At 54.2% G+C, this 16,402-nt stretch carries 18 protein-coding genes, 1 other RNA gene and 1 riboswitch; of the genes, 11 read left to right on the forward strand and 8 right to left on the reverse strand.

The genetic code is table 11. From position 1 onward, the window contains the following. Positions 1-31: 31 nt before the first annotated feature. On the forward strand, positions 32-487 hold the full coding sequence (gene nudB, locus EBAPG3_RS05175; RefSeq protein ID WP_004176322.1) for a dihydroneopterin triphosphate diphosphatase: 456 nt from the start codon (positions 32-34) through the stop codon (positions 485-487). 100 nt (positions 488-587) lie between these two features. Then, positions 588-1,685 (forward strand): quinolinate synthase NadA, encoded by a 1,098-nt coding sequence (gene nadA / locus EBAPG3_RS05180; RefSeq protein ID WP_004176323.1) that lies wholly within the window; start codon positions 588-590, stop codon positions 1,683-1,685. Here nadA and EBAPG3_RS15140 read toward each other — a convergent pair whose 3' ends face one another. Continuing rightward, on the reverse strand, positions 1,686-1,823 hold the full coding sequence (locus EBAPG3_RS15140; RefSeq protein WP_004176324.1) for a hypothetical protein: 138 nt from the start codon (positions 1,821-1,823) through the stop codon (positions 1,686-1,688). A 131-nt stretch (positions 1,824-1,954) separates the two neighbouring features. On the opposite strand from EBAPG3_RS15140, the gene EBAPG3_RS05190 reads away from it, so the two are divergent. From EBAPG3_RS05190 to EBAPG3_RS05220, 7 genes are read left to right on the forward strand one after another with little or no spacing between them, the layout of a single operon-like run. Then, complete coding sequence (locus EBAPG3_RS05190) at positions 1,955-2,707, forward strand: endonuclease/exonuclease/phosphatase family protein (protein WP_004176327.1); 753 nt, start codon at positions 1,955-1,957, stop codon at positions 2,705-2,707. After that, positions 2,704-3,762: an L-threonylcarbamoyladenylate synthase gene (locus EBAPG3_RS05195; RefSeq protein WP_004176328.1), complete on the forward strand. Its 1,059-nt coding sequence runs from the start codon at positions 2,704-2,706 to the stop codon at positions 3,760-3,762. Before EBAPG3_RS05190 ends, EBAPG3_RS05195 begins: the two co-directional genes overlap by 4 nt. After that, positions 3,749-4,543, forward strand: a complete 795-nt coding sequence (locus tag EBAPG3_RS05200) for an HAD family hydrolase (RefSeq protein WP_004176330.1) — start codon at positions 3,749-3,751, stop codon at positions 4,541-4,543. Before EBAPG3_RS05195 ends, EBAPG3_RS05200 begins: the two co-directional genes overlap by 14 nt. 48 nt (positions 4,544-4,591) lie before the next feature. Beyond that, entirely contained in the window at positions 4,592-5,089 is a 498-nt protein-coding gene (locus EBAPG3_RS05205; RefSeq protein ID WP_004176331.1) for a phosphate-starvation-inducible protein PsiE, read from the forward strand. 17 nt (positions 5,090-5,106) lie between these two features. Then, a complete protein-coding gene (purE, locus tag EBAPG3_RS05210) occupies positions 5,107-5,598 on the forward strand; it encodes a 5-(carboxyamino)imidazole ribonucleotide mutase (protein WP_004176333.1) in 492 nt (163 codons plus the stop codon). Then, a complete protein-coding gene (locus tag EBAPG3_RS05215; protein ID WP_040851789.1) occupies positions 5,595-6,761 on the forward strand; it encodes a 5-(carboxyamino)imidazole ribonucleotide synthase in 1,167 nt (388 codons plus the stop codon). Before purE ends, EBAPG3_RS05215 begins: the two co-directional genes overlap by 4 nt. After that, positions 6,758-7,648, forward strand: coding sequence for a phosphoribosylaminoimidazolesuccinocarboxamide synthase (locus tag EBAPG3_RS05220; RefSeq protein ID WP_004176336.1), 891 nt, complete (start codon positions 6,758-6,760; stop codon positions 7,646-7,648). The genes EBAPG3_RS05215 and EBAPG3_RS05220 overlap by 4 nt, the downstream gene beginning before the upstream one ends. A gap of 32 nt (positions 7,649-7,680) precedes the next feature. Here EBAPG3_RS05220 and EBAPG3_RS05225 read toward each other — a convergent pair whose 3' ends face one another. From EBAPG3_RS05225 to EBAPG3_RS15550, 3 genes are all read right to left on the reverse strand, one after another. Then, the gene (locus EBAPG3_RS05225) at positions 7,681-8,481 is read right to left on the reverse strand and encodes a sulfite exporter TauE/SafE family protein (protein ID WP_040851792.1); all 801 of its coding nucleotides are present in this window, start codon (positions 8,479-8,481) and stop codon (positions 7,681-7,683) included. Between the two features lie 42 nt (positions 8,482-8,523). After that, positions 8,524-8,979, reverse strand: coding sequence for an EVE domain-containing protein (locus EBAPG3_RS05230; protein WP_004176340.1), 456 nt, complete (start codon positions 8,977-8,979; stop codon positions 8,524-8,526). Positions 8,980-9,247: 268 nt separating this feature from the next. After that, positions 9,248-9,676 carry a pyrimidine dimer DNA glycosylase/endonuclease V gene (locus EBAPG3_RS15550; protein WP_004176343.1) on the reverse strand — a complete coding sequence of 143 codons (429 nt, stop codon included), beginning with the start codon at positions 9,674-9,676 and terminating at the stop codon, positions 9,248-9,250. Positions 9,677-9,874: 198 nt separating this feature from the next. Here EBAPG3_RS15550 and EBAPG3_RS05240 point away from each other — a divergent pair, with 198 nt between their 5' ends. Beyond that, on the forward strand, positions 9,875-11,089 hold the full coding sequence (locus EBAPG3_RS05240) for a CapA family protein (protein ID WP_004176345.1): 1,215 nt from the start codon (positions 9,875-9,877) through the stop codon (positions 11,087-11,089). A gap of 185 nt (positions 11,090-11,274) precedes the next feature. Here the strand turns inward: EBAPG3_RS05240 and EBAPG3_RS05245 are convergent, their stop codons facing one another. The 4 genes from EBAPG3_RS05245 to EBAPG3_RS05260 form a co-directional block, all read right to left on the reverse strand. Then, positions 11,275-12,762 carry an amidohydrolase family protein gene (locus EBAPG3_RS05245; RefSeq protein WP_004176346.1) on the reverse strand — a complete coding sequence of 496 codons (1,488 nt, stop codon included), beginning with the start codon at positions 12,760-12,762 and terminating at the stop codon, positions 11,275-11,277. A 157-nt stretch (positions 12,763-12,919) separates the two neighbouring features. Further along, a non-coding RNA gene (gene ssrS / locus EBAPG3_RS05250) (6S RNA) lies at positions 12,920-13,100 on the reverse strand. A 107-nt stretch (positions 13,101-13,207) separates the two neighbouring features. Then, on the reverse strand, positions 13,208-13,516 hold the full coding sequence (locus tag EBAPG3_RS05255) for a cell division protein ZapA (RefSeq protein WP_004176347.1): 309 nt from the start codon (positions 13,514-13,516) through the stop codon (positions 13,208-13,210). Further along, positions 13,513-13,797, reverse strand: a complete 285-nt coding sequence (locus tag EBAPG3_RS05260) for a hypothetical protein (RefSeq protein WP_004176348.1) — start codon at positions 13,795-13,797, stop codon at positions 13,513-13,515. The genes EBAPG3_RS05255 and EBAPG3_RS05260 overlap by 4 nt, the downstream gene beginning before the upstream one ends. A gap of 135 nt (positions 13,798-13,932) precedes the next feature. Further along, positions 13,933-14,229, forward strand: a riboswitch (cobalamin riboswitch). A gap of 288 nt (positions 14,230-14,517) precedes the next feature. Between EBAPG3_RS05260 and EBAPG3_RS05265 the strand changes: the two genes are divergently transcribed. Beyond that, complete coding sequence (locus EBAPG3_RS05265) at positions 14,518-16,314, forward strand: TonB-dependent receptor domain-containing protein (protein WP_004176350.1); 1,797 nt, start codon at positions 14,518-14,520, stop codon at positions 16,312-16,314. Positions 16,315-16,402 lie beyond the last annotated feature (88 nt).

The raw sequence follows: 16,402 nt of genomic DNA on the forward strand, positions 1-16,402 counted from the left end.
CTTAACTTGAATCTCTGCATCCGGGGTGAAAATGTATAAAATCCCGATTTCCGTTCTGGTAGTGATCCATACGTCCGATATGCAGGTGCTTCTGCTGGAGCGAACCGATCATCCCGGATATTGGCAGTCGGTGACGGGTAGCCAGAATCCGGGTGAAACACTTGTGCAAACGGCTGTGCGGGAAGTGGCCGAAGAAACGGGACTGGATGCAACCCGCTACCCGCTAAGCGATTGCAACATTCAGAACGAATATGAAATTTATAAGGAGTGGCGCTGGCGCTACGCGCCGGAAGTGACGCGCAATACCGAGCATGTTTTCACCTTGCTATTGCCCGAACCCGTTCCCGTCTCGGTGGCTGCACGAGAGCATTTGAATTTTGTGTGGCTGCCTTGGCGAGAAGCGGCGGAAAAGGTATTTTCTCCCAGTAATGCGGAGGCGATACGGAAGCTGGCGGCGGATGGATGGACGGGAGAGGGCAGGGGATGAATAAAGGGAAAACAGGAATCCGATAGAACCGATAGCCGGTGTGCCGGTCTTATAGGGTTCGATGTATTTTCCGATGGGCAAGGAATAAACGGGAGTAGCCATGCAAGCAGAAGCCATTGCTTTTGAACGTTATGACACTTTACAGGACGATGATTGCGAGCAACGCATCATTGAGGCCAAAGCCGCGCTGGGTAAGCGGTCAGTCATACTTGCGCATCACTATCAGCGGGCGGATGTGTACAAGCATGCCGATCTCACCGGTGATTCCCTGAAGCTCTCACGTCTCGCTGCCGCGACGGAAGCGGACTATCTTGTATTTTGCGGCGTGCATTTCATGGCTGAGGTAGCCGATATTCTATCCAAGCCGGAGCAGATCGCCATCCTGCCCGACCTGGCCGCCGGCTGCTCAATGGCTGACATGGCCAGCCTTTCCAAGGTGGAGCGAGCGTGGCGCGAACTGGCGGAAGTGCTTGAGCCCGACGAGACGATCACGCCCGTGACGTATATCAATTCCGCCGCCGACCTGAAAGCCTTTTGTGGTGAGCATGGCGGTATCGTTTGTACTTCCAGCAATGCGGTCAAGATCTTGCAGTGGTCTTTTTCCCGGCGTGAGAAGGTGTTATTTTTCCCCGACCAGCATCTGGGGCGCTGGAGCGGTCACAAGATGGGAATCCCGCTGGATGAAATGCTGGTATGGGATTTTGATGAGCCGATGGGTGGGCTGACGCCGGAACAAATCAGGAAAGCCAAAATTTTATTATGGAAGGGACATTGTTCCGTCCACCAGATGTTCCAGCCGCAGCATATCCTGCGCTTCCGCAACCAGTACCCCGATGGAAAGGTGATTTCACATCCGGAATGCAGTTTCGAGGTATGCAAGAATTCCGATTTCGTCGGCTCCACCGAATATATTATTAATACCATTCGTGATGCGGAAAAAGGAACCCGTTGGCTGGTGGGTACAGAATTGAATCTGGTTGGCCGCATCGCCGAGGAATTCAAGCCGGAAGGGAAAATAGTACAGTTCATGGCGCCGACGATATGCATGTGCTCCACCATGGCCCGCATCGATCCACAGCATCTGGCCTGGACGCTGGAAAATCTTGTGGCGGGAAAGGTGGTGAATCAGATCAAGGTGCCGGTGGCCGAGGCGGTGCTTGCGAAGCTTGCACTGGAACGGATGCTGGAGGCTTCATAGTCATGAACCCAGATAATCCATTCGACGGCTCTTCCATCCTACCCGAGCCCTGTCGGCCGGGTTGCGGCCATTCTCGCCGCTTGCCCTATGGATTTCTTCCCACCGCCAAAGCTGCCAGGCAACCTGCCTTGCCATCATCTCGCATCCTGATGGATTATCCGGGATGAAAAGGCACCATTCTTCGAGGATTGAATGGAAACAGGTGTTTCCGCGCGACATTGATACCAAACCTCCGGGCAATCTTCCTGGCCAAGCCCGACGCCCATCACATGCCCGATAAGCTGCATATTGCCACCTATAATATTCATAAAGGTTTTTCGCATTTCAAGCGGCACATGACGGTGCACCAGCTGCGCGAAAATTTGCGGGCCCTCGACGCCGATATCATCTTTCTGCAGGAAGTGGTCGGACAGCATACCGGGCATGCGGCCCGCTTCGAAAATTGGCCACGCGGTCCGCAGCATGAATTTCTGGCCGATTCGGTGTGGTCAGATTTTGCCTACGGAAAAAACGCGATATACGACGAAGGGCATCATGGCAATGCGATTCTAAGCCGTTACCCGATAATGCACTGGAATAACCTGGACGTTTCCGCGCATCGTTTCGAGAGCCGCGGTTTGCTTCATTGCGAAATTGGTATTCCGGGCTGGCCGGAGAATCTGCATTGCATATGTGTTCACCTGGGCTTATTCAAACGGGGGCAATCAAAACAATTGCAGGCCCTGGAACAGCATATCGAGCAACTGGTACCGCAGAATGCGCCGCTTGTCATCGCCGGGGACTTCAATGATTGGCGTGAGATGGCCAGCCGCATTCTGGTTAAGCGGCTACACCTGACCGAGGCATTCGAGTTGACGGGAGGGAGGGTTGCGCGCACCTTTCCCGCCGTTTTGCCGTTATTCCGCCTTGATCGCATTTATGTGCGCGGCTTCCACGTACAAAACGCGCAGGTGCACCAGGGCCGCCCCTGGTCCAAAATTTCCGATCACGCAGTCCTGTCGGCACGGATGATCCGCAGATGACGCCGAACGACGATGATCAGATTGTTGCCGCCGCTGCCCTGCTCAGGGCTGGCGGGATAGTGGCTTTCCCGACGGAAACGGTTTATGGGCTTGGAGCGGAGGTTTCCAATTTTTCCGCAGTCCGGCGGGTTTTTGAAATCAAAAAAAGGCCTGTGGATCATCCGCTAATTGTTCATTTTGCAGATTCATCCCGATTGCATCACTGGGCGCGAGAGATACCGGAGCAGGCTTGGCGGCTGGCTGAATCCTTCTGGCCAGGACCCCTGACTATGATATTGCCGCGTAGCCGCCATGTGCCTGAAAATGTAACAGGGGGCCAGGACACTGTCGGACTCCGGGTGCCGGATCATCCGGTTGCGCTTGCCCTGTTGAAAGCGCTGGGACCGGAGGGAGCCCTTGCCGCCCCTTCGGCCAACAGGTTCGGGCGGTTAAGTCCTACCACGGCAGCCCATGTGCGCGAGGAATTGGGCGACGCCGTAGACATGGTTCTGGATGGCGGGGCTTGCAAGGTTGGCCTGGAAAGTACAATTGTCGGCTTTAACGATCAAGCCGCTCTCGTATTACGGCCCGGCGGCATTCCCCTGGAAGCGCTGGCGGAGGTGCTGGGTGGCAAAGTCATCGTGCCCGGGAAGAAGAATCAAGCTGTGCGCGTGCCGGGCTCCCTTGCCTCCCACTACGCGCCGTTAACGCCGCTGGAGCTCTGGCCCACGGAGTCCTTGTGGCGGCGCGCGCTCGAGTTGGAGGCGGAAGGAATGCGCATGGGAATAATGACGTGGTCAGGTCAGAATCCCAACCTTCCGGAAAGGAAAAATTTGCTCCACTTTGCCATGCCTGCGGAACCCAAAATCTACGGCAGCCGGTTGTATGCAACCTTGCGCCGATTGGATCACGATCGCTTCGACCGCTTATTGATCGAAGCGCCTCCCGATGACCACGCCTGGATGGCAATAGCGGATCGCTTGCAGCGTGCGAGCTGCGCCCCGGGTTTCAAGGTTAAAATTGATGATTGCGACGCGTCGCAAGAGGATAGGAATATTACAAATGAAGTCGTATAGAGATAACTCCGTCCGCGCGGTACTGTTTGACGTTGATGGCACGCTGGCTGATACCGAGCGGGATGGCCATCGCCTCGCTTTCAATGCCGCGTTTAAGGAACTCGGTCTTGACTGGGAATGGGATGTCGAGCTTTATGGAGAGTTGTTGGCCATCACTGGCGGCAAAGAGCGTATCCGTCATTACATGGAAAAATATGCGCCAGCTGAATTGAACAGAGCTGAACTGGATAGCTGGATCGCCGGTTTGCACAAGGCCAAAACGAGACACTATGTGGCCCTGCTTGAACGCGGGGAAACACCATTGCGCCCAGGTGTCGCCCGTTTGATACACCAGTTGCGCGAAGCTAAAATAAAAATTGCCATTGCAACCACGACTACGCCGGAAAATGTAACGTCCTTGTTAAAATCCACCTTGGGTGAAGATTCACCTAGCTGGTTTGACGTCATCGGCGCGGGTGATATCGTTGCGGGGAAAAAACCCGAGCCGGATATTTACCACTGGGTGCTGGAACAACTGGGTTTGCCGGCGGAGCAATGCATCGCGGTGGAGGATTCGGAAAACGGACTGAGGGCATCACTTGCCGCGGGCCTCGATACCGTGATTACGGTCAACGAGTACACTCGCCCGCAGGATTTCACGGGTGCAGCGGTAGTGTTGTCGGATCTGGGCGAGCCAACGCAGCCATTTATAGTATTCGAGGGGGATACCGGTGGCGGCGGATGGGTGGATACGGAACTGCTGGCAAGGCTGAAAGCTCAGCGTGAAATATTCACGGACTAAATAAACTCAGACAATTCGTCAGCTTCAAGCCGAAATTGGAATTGTCATATGGAAAAGGTAGTATTGTCATTTTCTTATCCTGACAGTCTCCGCCAAGAAAATATGCTGCATCCTCGTACCGCTACCTATTCCCGCCGAACCCTGTACTTCTTTGAAGGCGCCGGGCTGGTCGTTATCGCGCTTGCCACGATATATGCGGGTTACCAGGAAACCATGTTGATGATCAACAACGCCAGAGTCAGTCTGGCGGATTTGTTGCTGATGTTTCTTTATCTGGAAATCCTGACCATGGTGGGCTTATATTTCGAGTCAGGCAAACTGCCGGTGCGATTTCCCCTTTATATTGCAATGGTGGCCATGGCGCGCTATGTGATTGTGGACATCAAGGAAATGGATAATATCCGGTTGCTGGGCGTATCCGGCTCGATAGTGCTTGTCGCGGTGGCGGTGCTGGTTATTCGCTATGGGCATGTGCGTTATCCCTACCTCGAGGATCTGGAGGATCTGGCGGACGCCGCCCCCAAAAAGAACAATCTGCGTGACTGATTACTGAAAGGTACTAAATGAAAAAACCCCTGGTTGGCGTTATCATGGGTAGCAATAGCGACTGGGAAGTGATGAAGCATGCGGCGGGTATATTAAAGGATTTTGATGTGCCTTACGAAGCCGAGGTGGTTTCCGCCCATCGCACACCGGACCGCATGTTCGAATATGCTGAAACCGCGGTCGAGCGCGGCCTGAAATGCATTATCGCCGGTGCGGGTGGCGCGGCGCATCTTCCCGGAATGATTGCCGCCAAAACTGTTCTGCCGGTGCTCGGCGTGCCGATTACGTCCAAACAGCTTCTGGGAATGGATTCGCTTCTTTCCATCGTGCAGATGCCTAGAGGCATTCCCGTTGCTACCTTCGCCATCGGTGAGGCGGGAGCATTCAACGCAGGCCTGTTCGCGGCGGCGCTGTTAGCGGTGGAGGATATAAGTCTCGCCACGCTTCTTGCGGAGTTCCGTAAAACCCAGGCAGAAAGGGTGGCGGCCATGACGTTGCCCAAGTTATGAGTATCATGCCTGGCGCGATGCTGGGGCTCCTGGGTGGCGGCCAGCTCGGGCGCATGTTCATCATGGCCGCGCACAGCATGGGTTACCGCGTCACTGTACTGGATCCTGCCAAAGACAGCCCGTCAAGCACCATAGCTGACCGGCATTTGCGTGCCGATTACCTCGACAGCGATACCCTCTATAAGCTGGGATCCACCTGCGCGGGTGTTACCACGGAATTCGAAAACGTTCCGGCCGAATCCATCAGGACCCTGGCTGAACATGGCGTGGTAAGTCCCGCCGCAAGCAGTATAGCCGTTGCCCAGAATCGCATTCTCGAAAAGAAATTTATCGTGAACAATGGCTTTGAGGCTGTGCCGTATGCGGTAATTCAGAATTCGCACAACTCGAACGAAGCGTTGTTGCAAGCGCATCCGGAATTGTTCCCCGGGCTTCTCAAAGTGAGCCGTTTCGGTTATGACGGTAAAGGCCAGATTCGAGTCAATAGCGCGGCGGAGCTTGATGGCGCATTCAACGGCTTTAACCGTGAGCCATGCGTGCTGGAACAATTGTTGCCATTAGAGAGTGAAGTGTCAGTCATTGTGGCGCGTGGATTCGATGGCGAGGTGGCTACGTTCCCCGTGTCCGAGAATCAGCACCGCAATGGTATCCTGGATGTCAGTATTGTTCCTGCCAGAATATCACCGGAGATTATTCATCGCGCGAAAGAGATCGCGGTCGATATAGCGGAGAAGCTTGATCATCGAGGTGTGTTGTGCGTGGAGTTTTTTGTGGTCGCCGATGGCTCCCATCGCAAATTGCTGGTCAATGAAATTGCGCCGCGACCCCATAACAGCGGCCACTACACCATTGATGCCTGTATCACCTCCCAATTCGAGCAACAATTGCGAATCCTTTGCGGCATACCGCTTGGGAGTACCGCCATGCACGGTGCGGCGGTGATGGTGAATCTATTGGGCGATCTATGGCAGCGGGGGGAGCCGAAATGGGAGGAGGTGCTGCGGCATCCCTCGGTCAAGCTTCATTTATACGGTAAGCTTGCCGCCCGGCCCGGGCGGAAAATGGGCCACTATACCGTGCTGGCCGATACCACCGAAGCGGCGTTGCAGCTTGCGCTGGAAATCAAGCAGGCGCTGGCTGGCATGGATCTCCAGAAATCATGACTGATCAAACCGCACTGTTTGAAACAAGCATACAAAGCCTGTCTCTGCTGCATCGGGGCAAGGTGCGCGATATTTATGCGGTGAATAACGACAAACTGTTGATTGTTCAGACAGACAGGCTTTCCGCGTTCGACGTCATTCTGCCAACCCCGGTACCAGGCAAGGGAAGGTTGCTGACCGCATTATCCAGTTTCTGGTTTGAAAAGCTCGGTCATATTATTCCCAATCACCTCACCGGTATCGTCTCCGAATCGGTGGTAACAGAGGCGGAACGCGAGCAGGTGGCCGGTCGTGCATTTGTGGTCAAGCGGCTGAAATCGTTGCCGATAGAAGCCATCGTACGCGGGTATGTCGCGGGTTCTGGGTGGAAAGATTATCAGAGAACCGGCGCAATCTGCGGTATCGCGCTTCCATCCGGCTTGCAGGAAGCCGCAAGATTGCCCTGCGGAGCGATTTTTACCCCATCCACCAAGGCTGCGGCGGGTGAGCATGACGAAAATATTTCCTTTTCAGAAATGGAGAAACTATTGGGCCGGGATCTGGCGGTGCAAGTGCGCGATAAAGCCATCGCCCTTTACACCGAGGCGGCGGATTATGCGATAACAAAAGGCATTATTATCGCGGATACCAAGTTCGAATTCGGCCAGGATGACGCAGGCAAGCTTTATCTCATAGACGAGGCGCTTACTCCCGATTCATCCCGTTTCTGGCCAGCGGATCAGTATGCACCGGGAAAAAACCCGCCCAGCTATGACAAGCAGTTCGTGCGCGATTGGCTGGAAACCCAGGACTGGAACAAAAGATCGCCCGCTCCCCCATTGCCCCCGGATATTCTCGCCAAGACCGCGGAGAAATATCAGGAAGCCCTTCGTCGACTGAGCGGTTGAGTGTCTGAGCGCTTGTCAAGCCGTGTGCACGCTCATTCAAACAATCCGATCAGCATTTTTGTTCCCAGCAGATAAAGCAGTACCACAAAAATTTTCTTGAGCGTGGCGGTCTGCACAACGTGAGTCGTTTTCGCACCCAACGGTGCGGTCAATGTACTGGCCAGTACTATCCACCCCAATGCCGGCAAATAAACATACCCCAGGCTGTATTCCGGCAGCGGCTGGGATTGCGCCATGCCATTGGCAATGTAGCCGATGGCTCCCGCCACCGCAATGGGAAAGCCTACCGCGGCGGCGGTGCCGATGGCATGCTGCAACCTGACGTTGCAGTATGAAAGAAATGGCACCGTCAGCAACCCTCCCCCGATCGCGACAAAGCTGGAAATCGCACCGATAATACTGCCGGCTCCGAACATTCCCAGCGTGCCGGGAAGCGTGCGGCTGGGCTTGGGAGTAATTCTCAGCAGCATCTGGGTAGCCGCGTAATAAATGAATGCGACAAAAATAATGCTCAGAAGCTGGCTGGAAAGCATGCTGACCAGTGTTGACCCCGCCAGTGTGCCGACAATGATTCCCGGCGTAATATATCTCACGACTTGCCAGTTTACGGCGCCGTGAGCATGATGAGTGCGCAAGCTGGAAACGGAAGTGAATACGATCGCTGCCATGGTAGTGCCGAGGGCAAGGTGCAGGATGCGATCAGGAGGAAAATGCTGGGCGCCGAAAATGAAAGTAAGCACCGGCACCATGATTAATCCGCCGCCGATGCCCAGCAATCCGGCGAAGAAGCCGACAATCGTGCCCAACAGCAAATACGCTGGCCACCACTCCACGTCAAATTGTGCTGTACGGTTTCAGTAGCTGAAAGCAGGTCATCACAAAATTCCCATAATGAATTTCCATTCTGCAGGGTCTACCGGCGTGATGGAAAGGCGGCTGCCTTTTTGCAGGATGCGCAGGCTGGCCAGTTCGGGGTAGCTCCGTAATTCCTTGATGCCGACCAGGCGGGTTTTTTTGACAAACTGCACATCCACATTGAACCAGCGTGGAGTTTCCGGCGTTGCCTTTGGATCGAAATATTTGCTGGCAGGATCGAACTGGGTGGCGTCGGGATACGCACGCTTGCAGACCTCGGCGATCCCCACGATTCCCGGTTGTTCGCAGCTAGAATGATAGAAGAAAACCTGATCGCCGACGCGCATCTGGTCGCGCATGAAGTTGCGTGCCTGATAATTGCGTACGCCATACCACGCGACGGTCTGCTTGGGCATCGACGCAAGGTCGTCGATGCTTACATCGGAAGGCTCCGATTTCATTAGCCAGTAACGCATAAATTATTCACCTAAGGTCACATCGCCACTCATTCCAGTGTCACGCCTGAGATAGTATAACGGAACCGCCACGGCACGGCGGCGCGACTTCGAGAACGTGAGTTCGCTAGAGCGCGGTGAGGAGGGTGCGTCGTCCATCAAAGCTGGATCATGTCATTCTCGGTGGGGTCGCATTGCATTTTCAACTAACACGTCAATAACACGCTGCCACAAATGATAGCTGTCGATTTAAAAAGGAAAATTTCTCGAAGAATCACGGATTATGAAGTTATCGTCTCTCCCACTCGCTGATTTCCCCTGGGTTGATTTGAAACAATGGATGAGGTTCCGGAATGATGATGCTGCGAAACTGCTGGTGGAGAATTGGTGCGCGCTTTTGCAACTTTTCTTTCAAGTGAATCCATTCGAAGAGTAGCTGCCCTTCCGTTTCTTCAATAGGGCTTGCAACCCCCGGTTTTAAAATCTTTGTGGTATCGAAATGGTAGCCGCGACGTTCGGCTTCCTCCCCGAGGCCCGACAAGAATGCTCCTGCTGCCTGGAGCGGGTGAGGATGCGAACGGAACCGGATAAGTTGCGGATGATGCCGGTAGCCGGTAGTTAATCCCGATAACACTTTTTGAGCCAGCAGCGCCTCTCTCCATGCGGCAACGAGGCCTTTGGCGTCAAGATAGCGGGGGTGGAGGGTCCAGAGGCGCATAGCAAGGAAGCATATCCCAATCAAAGGCCAAAGCCAAATCTTCGCGGATATCGAACTTGTTCTGGTTTATCGTCTAACATAAAGATCACAGTCATGCGATTGTTGATTACTGTCATGAGAACACCCAAAAAAGCTCCAACTGGCCGACGACTGGAGCGTCGCGAATTTCTCCTTTCTACACTTGTTACAGGATTCGCCATGATGGCTCGTCCGATTGAAGCCCAGACGATTATGATCCACAGCATGACCGCCAGCACCGGTGAAGCCGGAATCGACGCGGAGGATCGCGAGCATGATGCTGCAGGCATCATGCTATTTCTATGCGGCGACGTCATGACAGGCAGGGGGATTGACCAGATCCTGCCCCATCCCGGCAACCCTCTTCTTTACGAGCGGTACATGAAAAGCGCCAATGGCTACGTGGAGCTTGCAGAAGAGGTGAACGGCCCAATTCCCAAGCCGGTGGATTTTTCCTATATCTGGGGAGACGCCCTTGCCGAATTGGAGCGAAGGAAGCCCGACCTGCGCCTCATTAATCTCGAAACCGCGGTCACCCGCAGCGATGACGTGGAGAAAAAGGCAGTCAATTACCGGATGCATCCGGACAATATTCCTTGTATTACCGCGGCAGGTATCGATTGCTGCACGCTTGCAAACAATCATGTTCTGGATTGGGGATATTCGGGCCTTGCCGAGACACTGAAAACCTTAAAAATGGCTGGCATCAAAATGGCGGGAGCAGGCTTGAATGTTCAGGAGGCGCGGGCTCCCGTGGTGTCAGCCGTGTGTGGGAAGGGAAGGGTGCTTGTATTCTCGTTCGGTTCTGAAACCAGCGGCATACCCTGGAGCTGGGCCGCTTCGCCGGAAAGACCAGGAGTCAATTTGTTGCGCGACTTTTCTTCCAAAACGGTTCGGGGCATTCACGATAGCATCGGATCCGTGAAGCTCGCTGGCGACATTGTGGTTGCTTCGATTCACTGGGGCAACAACTGGGGTTACGAGGTTCCGCATGAGCAACAGGAATTTGCTTATCAATTGATTGATGAAGCCGGTGTGGATGTCGTTTACGGTCATTCATCCCATCACGTGAAAGGGATCGAAATTTATAAGAAAAAATTGATACTTTATGGTTGCGGCGACTTCTTGAATGACTATGAAGGGATTTCGGGGCATGAGGCATACCGGGGAGATTTGTCTCTGATGTATTTTGCAAGGACGGAGTCCTCGACCGGTAATCTGATCAGCTTGCATATGACGCCCATGCGGATTAAGAAGTTCAGGCTAAATCGCGCATCTGCGAATGATGCCGCCTGGCTGAGGGATATCCTCAACAGGGAAGGCAAAAAATTTGGAACCTCGGTGGAGCTTAACGCCGATAATTCTTTGATGCTGCGATGGGTGGCATCAAATTAACGCACATTGAGAGGGTTTCGAATAAATCTGCGCAGATGTGAGGGCGGTTTTAAGGGATGTACAGATGGCTAACATCACTTCTCCGTCATTCCCGCTTGCGCGGGAATGACGGTGGTAGAGAGGGTGGACGGATAGTTGATGGAGACCGGTACTCCATGGAGAACTCTGTGCAATTCATTGATGGATCAGGGTTGTCCGGCTCCGGGTAATCTAAGAAACTCCCGCCGCGTCTTGGGTCCATAGGTGAGAAAGTGCGGCTCGGGATGCTCAAGGTAGGCAAGCCGCTCGCGCGCGATTCGGTCGCGCTGGGTATACCGTTTCACTTCCTCCGGGCTGATCGAATATACCCTCGCTGCACTGAGTCCAAAGATCTTGGCGCGTAGCTGGGGCGTAATTTCAGGATAACCGTGCCTGGCTCGTAGTTCGGGCGCAATCTGGAATGCCCGGAACGCCTGGATCTGGTCCTGTGGGGAGCCATACCATATGGAGTCGGTGCCCCAGAGGACGTTATTCTCGCCGCAGTACTTCAGGAGCTTGCCCAGCGCATGCGCCGCAGCGTCCGGGTCGCGCATCAGGTAGCGCCAGGTGCTGCCGAGCTCGGCGTAAACATTGCTATTGGGTGCGACCCCGTTCTCGATGAGCGAGCGGATCAGGGTGTCGATGCCGTCATCCCCGCCCCTGCCCTCGAAGGCACGCTCGGGGACGCTGGTGACGAAACCCGAGTGGTAGATCAGGAAAGCAACGTCGGGGAAGCGTTTGGCGACAACGCCGACGTCGCCGCATTGACTGTGTTCGTAGGATTGCTGGCCGAAGGGCAGCCCCTTGTGGATACAGATGACCTTGACTCCGAGTTTGCGTGCCTTCTCGATGAACCGGGTGCCGATATCATCCGACAGGAAGTAGCCCTTGCCGGCCGGACCGAATTGGGTATAGGTTTTCCACGCGGACACACCCCAGCGCTCTTTCAGTTCATCCATTGCGTCGAGATCGCCCATCTGGTTGGGGTTGACGCGTCCATGGAGCAGCAGGCGATGCATGCCTTCCATCCGGTCGACGATCTTGCGCACCGCGTCTGCCGTCTGAATGGTGAGCGGTTCGGCATCGGGTTTCGAGGGGACGAAGGAGAGCACCATCATGTCGGTATCGGAATCGAGGAATACGTCCTTGATGAATTCCTCGGGCCCGAGGCAGCGCAGGTAGCTGCGCGAGCCGGGTTCCGCCGCGAGCGCACAGCCTGCCTTGGGCATCTGGCTTAACGGATTGCTGCCGGCGGGGAGTTTTCGCAGCCATGTGCCGCTCGGGTCCACGAAGTGGCCTTGCACGTCAAAGATGAATTCTTCCTTGCCGCCGCCGATAGACGCTTGCGCGAGCGCCGGCTCAAGCGCAGCTTCAGGCGGCAGATCGAAAAATCCGCCTGACTTGCCAGCCGCAGCGTTTGCCGCATTGAAGGCAAGAAGCGTGGAGGCCGCGCCGCACGCGGAGATGAGGAAATCTCTTCGTGAAACAGCCAAACGCTTCGCGTTGAAAGCCGCCGCTTCGTGGGCGAGGTGATTTGCGGCATTATTCACGGGCGATAACGGCACCGGTTCGAACTCTCCGTTCGAAGTCGTGTCGAGTTTGATAGGAAGACGGGTGCCGTCGGGATCAATGTGGGAGTCGGACGAATTCATCATATAGGCAGATCTTTTTCTATATGGAACAGGGCGAAGAGATTTCTCTTCACTTTACGGCCGGATCATGCATTTCGTCGCATATGGCTGCGTGGCTGGAGCAGCGAAGCAGATGGAAGACAAAAAAAGCGGCAAGGCCGCTTCTTTTGTTTTCCGAAATAAAGTCCCCGCAGATGCCGTCAGACCATTTATCTTGAACCTTAAGGTCCAAGGTGGTCACTAGCCGGACGCATCAGGCGCTTCCAATTAGGATGCGCACAACAGCGTCACTCTGGTTCGTAACCGATTCTTAAAAAAGTTGGTTCAAAGAATATAGGTCTAAACGAACACCGCAGGGAACAACTCTTACCCGTTCTCGCCTCAGACAGAATAATCCGTTAACCGCATTTCCGCCTTGAGCGCAAACTGGAAACCCAACCCGGCTGACTTGAGAGCCTCGCAATACGGATTAAAACAGCTTGTCTTGCTCCGGCATTACGGCATCAAGCGCCACCTGCATGTGAACGATTCTACGCTTAAATTCTTCCATGTCAAAGCCCCCTCTTTTTCTTGTGGCGAGCAATTCATGGGCGATGTTGAGTGCCGCCATGATGGCGACGCGCTCGGAACCCAGCACCTTCCCGCTATCCCTGATTTCGCGCATCTTTTTATCAAGATAAGCAACCGCCTGCAGCAGGTCCTCACGTTCCTCGTCAGGGCAGGTGACGCGGAATTCGCGCCCCATGATCGTGACGTCCATGGTAGTGGCGGTTTTCATTCTTCGTTTCCAGGAAGTTGCGTCAGGAGGGCTTCCAGACGGCCGGCTGCGGCGTTTATTTTTTCCGACAGGTGCTTATTTTCGCTGGCCGCGCTCGCCAGTTGCTGGCGTAACTGGATATTTTCAGATCGCAACTGCTGGCACAATCGCACAAATTGATTAATTTTCTCTTCCAGGGAATTGAGCTCGGATTCCATCGGCCCACTATAGTTCGGGAATCCTTGTTGAGTCAACTGGTAAGGGAGCTGTTCAAATGTTATTTCCAGGTTCGCCGCGTCCATCTCACTTGCCGGCCCTGCATGATGAAAATGCTATTCGAATGATTCAGCCTGGGCTTGGCAGTTATAGCGAGCTCAGTAAAATAAAGCGGTTAACTGATGGATTCAGGTTGAGTCGAGGCGGTCTGATTCTGGTAGAATTCCTGCCACGTTCAAGGTGCTTTGGCCGCTGTGCGGCCGAGTTAAACGGGAACCAGGTAAGGGAACCTTTGAATAAGTCCTTCACGATTTACGGATGACTTATTCAGAGATCCCTTGATGCCTGGGCTGCCCCCGCAACGGTAAGCAAGTGCGGGCGTATCAATCAGGGAACGTTTGAATAAGTCCTTCATTTATTCAGGGATCCCCTGGTGCCACTGTGAATTCTCCAGTTCATGGGAAGGCGATACGTCAAATCTTGCGAGCCCGGATACCGGCCTCGAACGTATACGGTATGGGGAACTATCGCGTGGGGCGGTATCCTGATCGATTTTTTCGCTCAAGACTTCTGCGCGGCAATTCCTCGTTTATCAAAACAGTGGACGGGGCGTCTGCTTAACACCAAATTATGTTTCATTTCAGATAAGCGGCTGCTTTTTGTCATCCGTACGTTCCGGTTGGGATTATGCATCGATAAACGCGAGCGTGCCAACGGTAAAGGCGCTCCCCGGACGATGCCCCATGTCGAAATACGCGTCCTGATTTGATGTAATAGGCATATTTAATATCCGCAAGGAGTGATGAATGAAATCAGGCCGCCTGCTGGTCCTGGGGTTGATATTGAATCAGGCTGGATTGGCTCTGGCAAACGACGTTCCCAAGACGGTCCTTCCGGAACTGACCATTTATGGCGGGAACCGGATTCCCATGACCCGGGAACTGACCAATCTGCGGATTAACACAGTGAAATTGAAGGTCGAAGATAACGACTGGAAAACCGTGCTGCAAGAACAGGTACAGGTAAATGAGAGCGGTCCGGGGGGGCCGGTGTCTCTTTTCATGCGGGGTTCCAACTCGAACCAGGCGTTGTTCCTGATAGACGGCGTCAAAATGTATTCCGCCACCGCCGGAATGGCAAATTTTGCCGCAATCGCGCCGGGCTTGTTGTCGTCCGTTGATGTCATTCAAGGCGGAACGTCAGCAGCGTTCGGATCGAACGCGGTCGGGGGTGTAATCAGGGGAAACATCGACATACCGAAAGGGGTGATGTTTTCGGCTGGCGGCGGGTCGAGATTCTCCGAGAGAGCCGCCAGCAGCCTCGGGATAAGGGGAGATTCGTACTACGCGGGCGTGCGCGTGGTGCAGGATATCATCCGTCAGGGCTCGGCAACGAACAGCAGCAACACGTTCGCCTTCAATCCGGATAACGACCCCCGGAAACGAGTGGGAATCGTGGCCAAGGCGGGCGGCTGGATAACACCGGATTTTCAGGTGGAAGCCACCGCCTTGGGCTCCGAAGTCAAGACCTCATTTGACGCTTCGCCGACAACTGCCGATATGAACATACAATCGATCGCCATGGCCAACGTCAGGGGTATCTATTCGCTTCCCCGTGATTTCAGCGTGATGGCCACATATGGCGGATCCGTCGACAGATCAACGGTGCGAGGCGCTTTTCCCGCCGTATTCAATAGCCATTCCCTGCAGGCGTCGGTGCAGTTGGAAAAGAAACTCAATATTGGCCGGATCTTTACGGGAATGGATCATGAGATTCAGGGCGTAGACAGCACAACGAAATTTACTTCCACAAGCAGGAGCAATGTAGCGGCATTTGTGGGAGCGCAACTGGATACTGGCCGGCATGTGGCGGAGGGCATGTTTCGCCATGACGAGAACAGCCAGTTCGGGCACTACAACACTTATTCAATTTCCCTGTCGCGGAAATTGGGTGATTCCTGGCGGGTGGGAGCGCTGACTTCGTCGTCATTCAAGGCGCCGACGTTCAACGATCTTTATTTTCCCACCCTATTCGGATTCGGCGGTAATCCTAATCTCAAGCCTGAACGCGGCCGGATGCATGAAGCGTTTGTGTCATATGACGGGAGTAGTGGTGCAAGCTATCGATTGGGCTATTTTATGAATACCATCAAGGATGCCATAGTGATTAACAGTATATTTTCGCAAGTCGAGAATATCTCCCAGGCCCGCATCGATGGATTTGAAGTGAGTGGAACCCAGCCTATTGACAAAAACTGGACGATACGGACAAACATGACTTTCCAGGATCCGCGTAATCAGCAGCTCAATACGATTCTTCCACGCAGATCCAGGATGTTCGGCACTGTGGCGATGAGATATGCAATGGGAAATTTCACGGTGGAGGGCATAGCGAGAGGCGAGGGTGCGAGATATGACGACAATGAAAATCTCCACAAACTGCCGGCGATGATCATCGTGGGTTTCAGCGCATCCTACAAGCTTCAGCAAGGCCCCACCCTGCGAGTCCAGATCGATAATTTTCTCGATAAGAAATACCAGCCGGCAGTCGGGTTTAACGGGATTCCGCGGACGGTCTGGGCAAGCATTTCTCATACATTCTGATAGCTGTATTTGCCATTGATGGGAGGCTCCAATTGAGGTGATAGCCGCGGTACCGCCTCGCCCAAATTGCCACATCCCGAAGCCCGCA

Origin of the sequence: Nitrosospira lacus (genome assembly GCF_000355765.4) — a bacterium.
Lineage (GTDB): Bacteria > Pseudomonadota > Gammaproteobacteria > Burkholderiales > Nitrosomonadaceae > Nitrosospira > Nitrosospira lacus.